The sequence below is a fragment of the Chryseobacterium sp. HNCC26DJ241 genome (genome assembly GCF_057180505.1).
On the sequence record NZ_JBXUGL010000050.1, the window covers coordinates 1 to 12,602 of the forward strand.

13 protein-coding genes are annotated in these 12,602 nt (G+C 30.7%); 8 read left to right on the top strand and 5 right to left on the bottom strand.

What is annotated here, in order from left to right:
* Positions 1 to 180: 180 nt before the first annotated feature.
* The gene (locus AC2A1C_RS15015) at positions 181 to 627 is read right to left on the bottom strand and encodes an RNA-binding S4 domain-containing protein (protein WP_484026714.1); all 447 of its coding nucleotides are present in this window, start codon (positions 625 to 627) and stop codon (positions 181 to 183) included.
* A gap of 53 nt (positions 628 to 680) precedes the next feature.
* Here AC2A1C_RS15015 and AC2A1C_RS15020 point away from each other — a divergent pair, with 53 nt between their 5' ends.
* Together AC2A1C_RS15020 and AC2A1C_RS15025 are read left to right on the top strand one after the other, a co-directional pair.
* Positions 681 to 1,418 carry a hypothetical protein gene (locus AC2A1C_RS15020; RefSeq protein WP_484026716.1) on the top strand — a complete coding sequence of 246 codons (738 nt, stop codon included), beginning with the start codon at positions 681 to 683 and terminating at the stop codon, positions 1,416 to 1,418.
* A 43-nt stretch (positions 1,419 to 1,461) separates the two neighbouring features.
* Entirely contained in the window at positions 1,462 to 2,508 is a 1,047-nt protein-coding gene (locus tag AC2A1C_RS15025) for an acyltransferase family protein (protein ID WP_484026717.1), read from the top strand.
* Here the strand turns inward: AC2A1C_RS15025 and recO are convergent.
* The 4 genes from recO to AC2A1C_RS15045 are packed head-to-tail and all read right to left on the bottom strand — an operon-like array spanning position 2,453 to position 7,275.
* The gene (gene recO, locus AC2A1C_RS15030) at positions 2,453 to 3,139 is read right to left on the bottom strand and encodes a DNA repair protein RecO (RefSeq protein WP_484026718.1); all 687 of its coding nucleotides are present in this window, start codon (positions 3,137 to 3,139) and stop codon (positions 2,453 to 2,455) included. The genes AC2A1C_RS15025 and recO overlap by 56 nt on opposite strands.
* Positions 3,139 to 5,382, bottom strand: a complete 2,244-nt coding sequence (porZ, locus tag AC2A1C_RS15035; RefSeq protein WP_484026719.1) for a type IX secretion system anionic LPS delivery protein PorZ — start codon at positions 5,380 to 5,382, stop codon at positions 3,139 to 3,141. Before porZ ends, recO begins: the two co-directional genes overlap by 1 nt.
* A 23-nt stretch (positions 5,383 to 5,405) precedes the next feature.
* Positions 5,406 to 6,173, bottom strand: a complete 768-nt coding sequence (locus AC2A1C_RS15040; protein ID WP_484026721.1) for a S1/P1 nuclease — start codon at positions 6,171 to 6,173, stop codon at positions 5,406 to 5,408.
* 13 nt (positions 6,174 to 6,186) lie between these two features.
* Positions 6,187 to 7,275, bottom strand: a complete 1,089-nt coding sequence (locus tag AC2A1C_RS15045; protein WP_484026722.1) for an esterase-like activity of phytase family protein — start codon at positions 7,273 to 7,275, stop codon at positions 6,187 to 6,189.
* 116 nt (positions 7,276 to 7,391) lie between these two features.
* Between AC2A1C_RS15045 and dapA the strand changes: the two genes are divergently transcribed.
* From dapA to AC2A1C_RS15075, 6 genes are all read left to right on the top strand, one after another.
* Entirely contained in the window at positions 7,392 to 8,264 is an 873-nt protein-coding gene (gene dapA / locus AC2A1C_RS15050) for a 4-hydroxy-tetrahydrodipicolinate synthase (protein WP_484026724.1), read from the top strand.
* A 73-nt stretch (positions 8,265 to 8,337) separates the two neighbouring features.
* A complete protein-coding gene (locus tag AC2A1C_RS15055) occupies positions 8,338 to 8,835 on the top strand; it encodes a GNAT family N-acetyltransferase (RefSeq protein WP_484026725.1) in 498 nt (165 codons plus the stop codon).
* A 94-nt stretch (positions 8,836 to 8,929) separates the two neighbouring features.
* The gene (locus tag AC2A1C_RS15060; protein WP_484026726.1) at positions 8,930 to 9,181 is read left to right on the top strand and encodes a hypothetical protein; all 252 of its coding nucleotides are present in this window, start codon (positions 8,930 to 8,932) and stop codon (positions 9,179 to 9,181) included.
* 131 nt (positions 9,182 to 9,312) lie between these two features.
* Positions 9,313 to 9,876 carry a helix-turn-helix domain-containing protein gene (locus AC2A1C_RS15065; protein ID WP_484026727.1) on the top strand — a complete coding sequence of 188 codons (564 nt, stop codon included), beginning with the start codon at positions 9,313 to 9,315 and terminating at the stop codon, positions 9,874 to 9,876.
* A complete protein-coding gene (locus AC2A1C_RS15070) occupies positions 9,877 to 10,323 on the top strand; it encodes a response regulator (RefSeq protein ID WP_484026728.1) in 447 nt (148 codons plus the stop codon).
* 1 nt (position 10,324) lies between these two features.
* Complete coding sequence (locus AC2A1C_RS15075; RefSeq protein ID WP_484026729.1) at positions 10,325 to 12,517, top strand: CHASE3 domain-containing protein; 2,193 nt, start codon at positions 10,325 to 10,327, stop codon at positions 12,515 to 12,517.
* Positions 12,518 to 12,602 lie beyond the last annotated feature (85 nt).

Consider the following 12,602-nt stretch of genomic DNA (forward strand, 5'->3'; position numbering starts at 1 on the left):
CTTTTTTATAAATTGCCACTGATTGTCAGAAATGTTGGTTGAATAATTTTTCATGAAGTAACTTTATTGATTAACAACTAACAAGTTACGAAAAATAATCAACTTAAACGACTGACAATCAATTTTTTATATAAATGTTTTATTGAAAATAATCGTCATAAACTTTTTCTAATTTAATTTTTAAACAGGCTCTAAGTCTTCTTCATTTTCAGAAAAAAAATTTTGCCAATCTTCTTCATCCATCAAATCAGGCTCATCGGAAGAACCGGAAATAAAGTCGTCCATTTCGCGCCTGTCTTTTTTAGTAGGTCTTCCTTCTCCTTTATTTCTATAGTAATCCTGAGAAGATTTTCGCATTTTAAGAATCTCGTATTGAAGCGGATCTGTAATATCTTTTACATAATCTGCTACCAATTTAGCTCCTACTCGGCTTTTAGGTATATCTAAAACTTTTATTTTATAATCTATTTGGTTTTTACGAATCTTAATTTCATCGCCTTGCTTTACTTCACGAGAAGATTTCACAGCGTTATCTCCTATGGAAACTCTGTTCTTTTTAATTTCCTCTGCTGCTATACTTCGTGTTTTATAAAAACGAATGCTCCACAAAAATTTATCAATTCTCATATTTTATTTTTACATTTGCTGAATATTTGAGCAATATAATCATAAATCAAAAAATGAAAAAAATTTTTTTATGTCTTGCCGTTTGTACTCTGGCTTTTAATTCTTGTAATAAAGATGATGAAACAACTACAGAGCAAGTAAGCGTTGAAACCCAAAATGAATACGATAATCTGGCTACTACAAAATTTCTAAATGAGCATTATTTGGATACAAAAGGCAATATTAAAGAATTTGATGATAATGATGATTCTGATAATAATTATCCAAAACTTTCAGCCTTAAATCCCGTTACTTTATCTTCTGGTGTTATCTACATTGTAAGACAAGGAGCGCAACCTAGCTCAGGAACTGCAATCGGAACAAAAGATATCATCAAAATAATGTCGAATTCTATATCGTATGTTGCTACAAAAAAAGATGATGTTGTTTCTTTCAGTTCTGGTATTACGTTTAGAAATACGATTGCCGGAACCGGAGTACCAGAAGAAGATCCTGCATATTATTATGTGAAAAATTCTGTTTTAAAGGCTTATAATGACAAATATGGTACAAGTTATGGCCATTCTTATTATGAAATAGAAGGTTTTAGAGAGGCTCTCCAACATTTCGAAGCATTTAATATTCCTGATGAAAGTGACTATAATCTTCAAGGTGTAATCATAGTTCCATCCAGAGCTGCTTTTGCGAGAGATGCGCATTACAATTATTCAGGATATGCATTTACAGACAGAAGTTTTATTTTCAATTTTCAAGTTTATAAAACTTCTGACAGACCAGATAGTATGGATTAAAATATAAAAGAATAATTACCTTAAAAGATTATTCTGATTGCCAATGAAACATGACAATAATTTTGATTTTTTAAGGCTTTTATTTTCTGTTTTAGTCGTTATAGGACACGCTATACTTTTGAGTGGAATCCCTGAATTCAGAAATGATTTTTTGGCTTCCCTTCCAAATTACAGTGTGTTTTCTTTTTTTGTAATTAGTGGTTTTTTGGTATATTCTAGCTTTGAAAGATTACAAAATGTGAAAAAATATGCGGTTAAGAGAGCAAAAAGAATTTTACCTGCTTATTTTTTTGTAATCTTATTTTTTTCATTTTTGCTATTTCTTTTTTCAAAAACGGATTACTCTAATTATTTTTCTCAAGAATGGGCAAAATATCTGGGAGCAAATATTATTTTCCTAAATTTTCTAAAACCATGTATTCCTTTTGTTTTTACAGAAAATATATCTTGTTCTGTAAACGGTTCTTTATGGACTATAAAAGTGGAAATCATGTTTTATGTTTTGGTTCCGATTCTATACTTTTTTCTTAAAAACAAAACACGAAAGAATAAAAACATCATTCTTGTTATCTTATATCTTATTTCGATTCTGTATTTGCATGTAGTGGGAAAATATTGGAATTATATGTTTGCCAAGCAATTACCGGGATGTCTTTGCTACTTTGTAAGTGGTATTATTTTATATTTGAATTTGGATTTTTTTAGAAAGCATTCAGTGTATTTTGTAATACCTGCTATTCTTATCATCATTATTGAGAAAATATTTTATCCTACTACGCTTTTATTTCCTTTTGCTTTAGGAGTTGTGATTATCTGGATAGCGTTTATGAAAATTCCGTTAAGAAATTTCGCCAAATATGGAGACTTTTCTTACAGTATATATCTTATTCACTATCCTATCATCCAAATATTTATACAGCAAAAAATATATGAGCGATATTCCTTTATAGGATTATTAACAAGTTTTGCTATTATTATTGTGTTTTCTATTTTTATTTGGAATTATATTGAAAAGCCTTTTTTGAAAAGGAAAATCATTCATAAATCTGCTTTAGAATTTCCAGAGAATCAGGCATTCGAAAATCACTAAAATGCAATTTATAATATAACATCAGGCTTTCTAAAAATAAACTTCTTTCTTTTCGGGAAAGAATAATGCTATAATTATCTTTTTCAGAACTGAATTTCTTCCATAGTTCCGAAATTTTTTCGTCAAATAAATGATGATTTTTTAAATGTGTGAACCTTCCTGTTTCCGGATCCAAAAATGTTTCAGAACCAGATAAAGGAAGAAGCCCATTAAAACGCAGCATATTGAAAACAAGTGCAATATATGCCGCAAAATTTTGGTTTGAAAGTTTGTTTAAAAAAAATTGAATCTCCGAATAAACAATTGAGTTTCCATTTTCATTCCTCAAAATCTGATGCAAAAAATCAGAAGAAAACATGAGGACGCAATTCTGATTCAGATTTTTCTCATCATAAAAACTTTGAATAAGCTCTAATTTGGAAATACTGGGAATCTTACCTTGTTTTAAAGATCCGACAGATAATTCCAATTCATTCAAAGGAAAAAGATATGCTTTTCTTTTATTTCTGGGAGAATAAATTCCTTTCATAAAAAAACTTACATATCCTTGATCTTTTGTATAACAATTCAATATAGCGTCATAATCTCCATAACGAATATATGAAAGTAAAAAACCTTTAAAAACGGTCATTAATTTACTACTGCAATTTTTGCTGTTGCTGTATCTGTGCCGTCTTCGTTGGTCATAAGAACAAAATAAATTCCCGAAGCCACTCTTACACCACGCTGATTATTAAGATTCCATTCATAGAAACCTCCATTTGCTACTGCCTGATGCACAAGATTTCCGGCAGCATCCGTAATTCTTATATTCGTTTTTTGGGCAAGACCACGTATTTTTACATTTCCCTTGTAATTTGCATATACAACAGGATTTGGATAAACAAGCACATCTCCAAAATTTTCACTCACATTTACAACATCTCCCTGATAAACCACCACTCCATCTATAGTTACAAAATATACTTTACCGTTACTTTCGTCTACTTTTATGTCTGTTACACTATCTGATGGCAATGGAGAATCAGATTTTGTAAAATGCAAAAAGGTCTGCTCTCCAGAAGAACTTAAATAAAAAACACCTCCTCCGTCAATCGACACCCATTTTTGATTTCCAGAATCTACTGCAATTTGTAGAACAGTATTATCTCTGAACAATTCTTCTCCCAATCCGTTTTCTTCAATAACTATTGGGTCAGTCTGAGGAGATTCCTGCGAAATTGCTCCTTTATGATCAGAAAGAACTCTTAAGCCAATTCTTGTACCTATCCATACATCTTGATTTTTATCTACTGCAACTGAAACAACGCCGTCCGCAGGAAGGTTATTATCCTTTCTGATAATTTTATATGAATCATCTGAAGTAGAAGAAGGAGAATTATTATAATTGTATAAAAGTAATCCACCTCCAGTAAAAAAAGGAGAAGGAATATAAAGTACACCATCATTTAAAACAGGCTTTTGAACCCCACCTGAAACAATGACACTATTTAGTATAAATTGATCTGATCCCTGATCGTAAAAATAATAACCTATTTTGTTATTATCATCGCCCAAAAATGAAGCAGTTGCAAAAAGTTGCTTATTATCATCAAAGCCTAATCCACCTACTAGATTCTTTATACTTGGATATGAATTTTCATATACTTTGGAAAACTGGTTATTTTCCATTTTGTAAATTCCTTTTTGATTTGGCGTATCAAAATAATAATTCGCAAAAAAGATTTCAGTAGGCTTTGTTCGGTTTATTACAGCATCTAGTACATTAAAGTTAATAGGATTATCAATAAAATATTCCGGATAATTCCATTTAGTACCATCGAAATGATAGTATCCTAAATCTCTAACGGTCGGAGAGTTATACCCATCTCTTCCTCCACTGGAAATTACAATTTGATTTTTGTAGAAATCAATCTTATAAGAAGCATTATTATAAGGACCATCAGGCTTTATAGAATCTCCCGTTTCATTTTTTATTCCGGATAAATTGGTTCCACCATAAATTTGATTTCCTATATAAAGTCCGGTATTTACTTTTTCTCCAAAATTATTTTGCTTTATTAAAGCTCCTGTTTGATTAAATACTTTAACACTATTTTGATCCGAAATCAAAATATTTTGTCCGGATACAACAATATCATTTACAGAAGTATAACTTCCCGGAAAACCTGTAAACGTACTACCATTCCCATAAAAAATCTGATTCGATCCTGATAAAACCATAACACCATCATTTGAAAGCTGAGAAAAGCTTCCGGCAAAAGCAGTAGTCCATGTGGAAAATACAGGAAAAGTAACATTCATTTCGTGGGTAACAAGTCCATTTGCTGTTGCAGAATAGACTTTATTATCTTTAATGATAGATTCTTTGGCATCAATATAATTGCTACCTGATAAGAAAAAACAAGTATCTCCGAATTCTTTTTTCTGAAGATCAAAAACAGAAACTCCATATGCAACAGAAACTACGGCTTTATTTCCGTTTATAGAAATATGGTTAATTTTTTTACTCCCTGTAAAACCACTCGCTATAGGAATATCCATAACCAAAGTAACACCTTCCTCTGTAATAATATCCATGCTGCCGTTTTGATATCCTACCAAACCAATATGGGTTTCAGGATTGTAATCAAAAGCTGAAATTTTTACTTCATGTAGACCGTTTACTTTGGAAAGTTTAGAAATTTCTCCCGTTGCAATAGTATAGAAAAATATTCCATTTTCTGTTGCTGCTATCAGTTTTCCATTATCTTCTTTTATTGCCAGAATATTATTGTAAGAAAACAAATCACTCCATTTGTTGGAAGAGATATTTTGTGCTTGGAAAGTACAAGCAATAAAGAAAAAAAATAATATTGTATGTAATTGTTTCATTAAAATAAAATTTATTAAATCATTTATGAAAAAATATCGTCTAAGATTTTAGCCAAACGAACACCTCCCTTCAACAATTGACTTTTTACCATTGGAAAATATTCGTAAGAATATTTATATGAAAGGTTTTCATCCGGTTTTGCAGATGTATAAATTGTAGCCGCTAATTTTTGAGATTCATACATCCAATCCATCACATTTCCTTCCTTTATTTTATTTATTTCCCATTTTTCTTTATAAGGAAGATTTTGTGCTAATTCAGAATAGCTCATATGATATTTATCGATCATATCTTCATCCCAAACTCGGTGCAAATTACTTGGCTGCCCAAACCATTTAAGTTTTATATCATTGCCGCCTTTATCTTCTTTTCTTCCTATATGCAATGGCTGATGCAGATCTCCCACAAAATGAACCAAAAGTTTAAGATAGAAAATTTTATCTTCTTTGGACGTTTTTTCATCTTTTATGATATTGGAGCAGATTTCTATTGCTTTGATGATGTCTCCTTCTGCATTATGTTCGCTTTCTTCATATTTTTTTCCATATTCAAAATTTACAAAATGCCAAGAATAGAATTTATCATACCTTTTGTCTGATTTTATCTCATCACCATAAGTAGAAATAAGTGCCAAACCTTCGTGATTGGTAAGACGTTCAATTTTTCTTTTAGTACTTTTCTTGATTTGATTTTCCGCTATCTGACCTATTACTCTATGACCGGTATCTCCCCATGCAAAAAGAGTTTTTACCATGAGAAGCGATACTAAAACAATCAATTTTTTATGCATAATGGAATTAGTTTTAATTTATTTGAAAAAGAAATACTTGGGTTTTCTGTTGTGGCGAAAAGTTATTATCTGAAATCAAAATAAGGCTTTGCTTTCCGTTTTTCAGTTTGGGTCCTAATGTAATTCCTTCTATGTTATCTACAAAAACACCAAGCGTTTCCATATTCAGTATCAATTTTTTAGATTTCTTATCTTGTTTTTTTGAAATATCAAAACTATAAATTTTTACGGTACAAGCAGTATGTCCCTCCGAAAAAGAGCGCTCCACTACAAAGAAGATATTTTTATTGTAATTCAGGATTGCGGAAGCTCCATTTACAGAAAACCCGTCTTTTGGGATAGGTTCTTTTGCAATGGGATCTATGTAATAAAAATATTCTTTTTCTTGTTTTGATTTTAAATTGAATTCAAATAAGCGGATTTTTCCATATTCTTTAGTATCAGCCTTGTTGCCATCTTCATATAAAGGCTCTTCAACATTGGTATATAATTTCGTAAAATCCTTATTGAATGTTACTCCCTCCAAAACTCCATTTCTGCGTGGTCCTTTTGATTGAGAACTCATTTTTAAAATCTCCGGCAACTGAATTTCAGAAATATACTTCCCTTGCTTATTCGAAATTATAATGCTGGGATTTTGCAAAATAGTATCTTTATCCGTCACTATTCTTTCGCCTTCACTGCTCCAATAGAAAAATCCATTGGTAGGATTATATCTCAAATCTTCAGGATCGGCAGATTGAGAAGGATTCTTTTTATAATCTGGGAAAAAATTCTGATCTTTATTTTTAAGGAAAATAACTTTCTGAAATTGTATATCTTGTATTTTATTGTCCGAATTCAGGTTAATTCCAGCTTCATAAATTCTCACATTATTTCTCTCGGCTCTATCATCACTTATGATGTAAAACTTGTTTTCTTTTTTATCATAATCAATTCCGGAAAGTCCACCAACTTCTGTATTCTCAAAAGATGTTTTATAAGGAATTTCATAGACATCCAAAAGGCTCAGTTTTGGTATATTCAGGCTGTTTTTGGCTACACAGCTTTCCAAGAAAAGTAAACTCAGTAATGTGAGGATTATTTTCAGACTATACCTCATAGTTAAAACCTTATAATTATTGCAAATATAATTATATGAACGTAAATTCTTTGATTTTTAACATAAATCTTTGATGAAAAATTTCATAAATTTGAGAAGTTAATTTTTATAAAAACATGAGCAATTTAAAAGGTGTTGGTGTTGCTTTGGTAACGCCATTCAATGAGGATCTTTCAATTGATTTTGATTCTCTTACCAAACTGGTAAACTTCAATATTGAAAACGGCACTAATTTTTTAGTGGTTTTAGGAACAACTGCAGAAGCAGCAACTCTTTCCAAAGACGAAAAAAAACAAGTTACAGATCATATTATAAAAATTAACGATAAACGGCTACCACTTGTTTTGGGAATTGGCGGAAACAATACAATGGAAGTAAAAAGACAAATTGAAGAAGCGGATCTTTCCTCTTTTGATGCCGTACTTTCAGTTTCTCCTTATTATAATAAACCAAATCAGGAAGGTCTTTATCAGCATTATAAAGTTTTAGCAGAAACTGGAAAGCAGATCATTATCTACAATGTCCCTTCCAGAACAGGTCAAAATGTAGAAGCCTCTACTACTCTAAGATTGGCAAACGAATTTCCTAACTTGTTTATGATAAAAGAAGCTGCCCCAAATATTTTACAATATTTTGATATTTTGAGAAAAAAACCGGCAAATTTCTCCTTAGTTTCAGGTGATGATGAATTTACGCTTCCTGTCACTTTAGCAGGAGGAGATGGCGTAATTTCTGTAATTGGACAGGCGTATCCTAAAGAATTTTCAACAATGGTTCAACTTGCTTTTGATGGAAAAGTGAAAGAAGCGTATGAAATCCACAACAAATTAGTAGAAATTACACGTTTGATTTTTGCTGAGGGAAATCCTTGCGGAGTTAAAACCATTCTTGCCGAAATGGGAATCATCAAAAATTATCTTAGACTTCCATTGGTAGTGGCATCCGAAAATCTTCAGGAAAAGATAAAAGCGGAAATGAAAAACATCTAAAAAGGTTTTTTACATTTAAAAAAATAATAACAAGTGGAATCCTTTTGGATTTCACTTTTTTAAATCTAAAAAAATGAAACTTATAGAAGCTCAGGAAAAAGATATTCCAAAAATCAGAGAACTTGCGCAAAAATCATGGAGAAATGCTTATGTGGGAATTATTTCTGACGAACAAATAGAATACATGCTTTCAAAAATGTATTCCAAAGAAGAAATCATGTCACAAATGAATAACCCAAATTATCATTATTATCTAATTTCTGACGATGATGAAAATTTTGCAGGATTTATCGGATTTGAGCATCATTATGAACCTGAAACCACCAAACTCCACCGAATATATCTCATCCCCGAAGCAAAAGGAAAAGGCTTTGGAAAAGCAGGAATTGATCTTCTAAAAGAAAAAACAGAAAAATCCGGAGACAAGAGAATTATCCTGAATGTAAACAAAAAAAATAATGCAAAAAATGTATATGAAAAACAAGGATTCAAAATCTATGATGAAATAATTCTCAATATTGGAGACGGATATGTAATGGATGATTTTCTGATGGAATTTCGTATTTCTTAAATTCTATAAAACCTTTTTACAATCCTATAAGGCATCTAAAGTATTAAAAGAAGAAATTTGTATACAATGCAATGAGCTTCAAAAAATACTGAAAATGATTCCTAATAAAAAAAATCTAAAAAATAGATTCAAAAAGAAATTTAAAAATCAAGAATTTTTTGATGAAAATGTTATTATACCAAAAGAAACATTTACTCAAAATATTACACTCTTACCTGATGATTTTGATAATGAGTATGAAAATTTCATCCAATATTGCAAAACCATGTATAACAATTTACATGTAGGATTTTCTTTAAAAATTAAAAAAGACAGTAATAATAATTATCTGGTTTCTTTACTTTAAACTTTACTAAAACTGCATTTATTATTTTCTGTTTTTATGAAAACGGAATGATTGAGCTATTTCTTAAAAATATCAAAAAAAATGTATTTTCTTTAAATTTTTTGTACCTTTAATCTAAAGAAAAAGCACTTATGAAGATTTTTGTAAAATTTGACTTCAATTTCATTTGTACCAAAATCTTGGAAGAAAAACTTGAAGAAGCGGGATTGAAATACAAAATGAGAGGTTTCGGGGAAGTAGAATTTCTTGAAAATTTTTCTGCTAAAGATCAGGATGTTCTTGCAGAAAAATTAAAAAGCTACGGAATGGAGATTATTGAAAATCAAAAGACGGTGCTTGTTCAGAAAATCAAAGATACCATTGTACATATGATACGTTCTGAAGAACAAATTCATATAAAAGCTTCCGTTTATCTTTCCGAAAAACTTGGACATAGCTACGGTTACATTTCCAATGTCTTTTCCGAAGTTACCTATACTTCCATTGAAAATTTTATTATTCTTCAGAAAATAGAGTATGCAAAACAATTGCTGATAATGGAAGATTTTTCATTAACCGATGTTGCTAACAGGCTAAATTATTCCAGCGTTGCACATCTCAGTACTCAGTTTAAAAACACCACGGGAATTACTCCCTCACAATTTCAGAAAATAGTGAGCAAACGTAGAGAAATAAACAATAAAAAAGTAATTTAAATGAATAAAGATTATACTTATATTATCCTTGTTGATGATGACGATGATGATAGACTGTTCTTTACAGATGCTTTTGGAGAGATCAAAATTTCTACAAAAATCCAGACGTTTCGGGATGGTGTAGAACTGATGGACTATCTCAATTCAGAAGAAGCGAATCTGCCCGAAATACTTTTTCTGGATCTGAATATGCCCAAAAAAAACGGCATAGAATGTCTTGATGAGATAAAAGCCAATTCCCGATTCAATAATATTGTGATTGCAGTCTATTCCACTTCTTCTTCTGAAGAACATATCGAGGAAACTTTTGTGAAAGGTGCAAACATTTATATAAAAAAACCTGATGATTTTATCACTTTAAAAAAAGTTCTTCAGGAAGTAGTGACTATCAACTGGCAATATCAGACTTGTGGTCTCAATAGGGAAAATTTTTTACTGAAAGTATGAGATGAGTTATTTTAAATTCGGAAAACCTTTCTTTTCGCTCACCATAATTTTTGTGGTTTCGGCAGCTTTGATATTTTTTCTGATGGGACTTACTTATAAACATCTGGAAAAACTTTCAGAGTACAATCATTGGATGAATCATTCTCTGGAAGTATCCCTGAAACTTGAAAAGCTTTACAGCAATCTTAAAGATATTGAAACTGAAAGAAGAAACTATATCCTCACTCAGGATCCAAATACTAAAGTTTATATCAATAATGAAAAAAAACAAATCCAAAAAAATCTAATTATTCTAAAAAAATCTCTCGAAGATAATCCTGAACAACTGCAAAATTTTACAAAACTTCAGAAACTGATCGACAAAAAAATAAGCATTTTAGATAGCACATTATCCGAAAAAAGAGTTCTTACAGATAAGGAATCTCTAAAGTACTCTTTGTTTTTGGGAAGAAATGCAATGATGGATATCAGATCTGTTATTCAGGAAATGTCGCAAATAGAAAATCAGCTCCTCAAAAAAAGGAAAGACAATTTCTTTTTCGCCGAAAAGTCTACTCCAATTTATATGTATATACTTGGGATTTTTTCTCTCGGTCTTTTAGGATATGCATTTTTCAGAATCTATGATGAAGTGAGAAAGCAGAAAAAAATAAATGGTGAATTGCATGTAGCACTCGACATTTCTAATCTTGCGGAAATAATTGGTGAATATGGCGTTTGGATCTATAATTTCAAAAAAAAAGAATACACGTTTTCTCAAAATCACTATAGGATATTAGGATATGAACCGAACTCTGTAAAAATAAATAAAAATATTTTTCAGAAGCATTTGCATCCTGAAGATTTGCATTATGTAGAAAAACAATTTGAAAGAAAAGATGTCCTTAATTCTTTTTCTCCTTTTAGCTTTAGAATATTGCGTAATGACGGATTAGAAAGAATATTGCAGATTACTGCAAAAAAAATAGGAATTGATACTGATGAGGCTCTTCTTCTGGGTATTACAACTGATATTACAGAAGAAATGAGAAACAAAGAAAATCTACATAAGGCTTATAAAGAAATTCTTTTCTATAATGAAGGGACAAAACAAGCAGAAAAAATAGGAAAATTTGGTTTCTGGAGATGGCTTATACGTAAAAACGAATTTTTTTTCTCCGACAATATTTTCAAAATTTTTGGATATGAGCCAGACAATCAGAAACACAGTCTTGATATTTTCCTTTCAAATATACATCCAGAAGATATAGATTTTGTTTTACAAAAAATGGAACTTATCAAGAAAGGGACAAAGCATCTTCCTCCTTTTACTCACAGAATATTTAGAAATAATGACGGCGAACTCCGATATATCAGAATTAGCAACAAATTAATACGGGATAGAGCTAATGGAAATTATTTTCTGGTTATTGCACAGGATGTTACAGACGAGATCCTGGTAAATCAAAAAATGGAAGAAAATAATCGGTATTTGGAAGCCAATAATAAAGAGCTTCAATCCTTCAACTATATCGCAAGTCATGATCTACAGGAACCTTTAAGAAAAATTGAAACTTTCATTTCAAGACTTAATGAGAAGGAGGTAGGAAATTTTTCGGATACAGGAAAGCAATATTTTGAAAGAATGAAACTGGCATCCCAAAGAATGCGCAAACTTATTGATGATCTTCTTCAGTTTTCCAGAACTAGTCGAAATGAGAATGTATTTGAAAAAACAGATCTCAATATTCTGATGGAAAATACTATTGATGAACTTCAGCAAAAAATTGAAGAAAAAAATGCCACCATTTCTTACGAAAAACTGCCCGAACTTTTGGTTGTTCCTTTTCAGATACACCAATTGTTTAGTAATCTGATTGGAAATTCCCTTAAATATAGCAAAGAAGAATTGCCCCCTCAAATTGTAATATCTGTAAAAATAGTAGATGCAAAAAAAGAAGAATTATTGGAAAATAAAAATATTGGAGGCAAATTTTACAAACTCATATTTCAGGATAACGGAATTGGTTTTGAAGAAGAATACTCCGAAAAAGTGTTTGATCTTTTTGTAAGACTTCACGGAAAAACCGAATATGAAGGAACTGGAATAGGACTTGCCATTTGTAAAAAAATAGTGGAAAATCATAACGGATTTATTTTTGCCAAAGGAAAACCAAAAAACGGAGCTGTTTTCACTATTTATCTTCCTGCTTAGTTTTTCATTTTTTATTCTGTAATATTACCCGCAAATATTGTAACCCTTATTTTTACAATTGGAAGCATCTTTGTTTTATATTCAA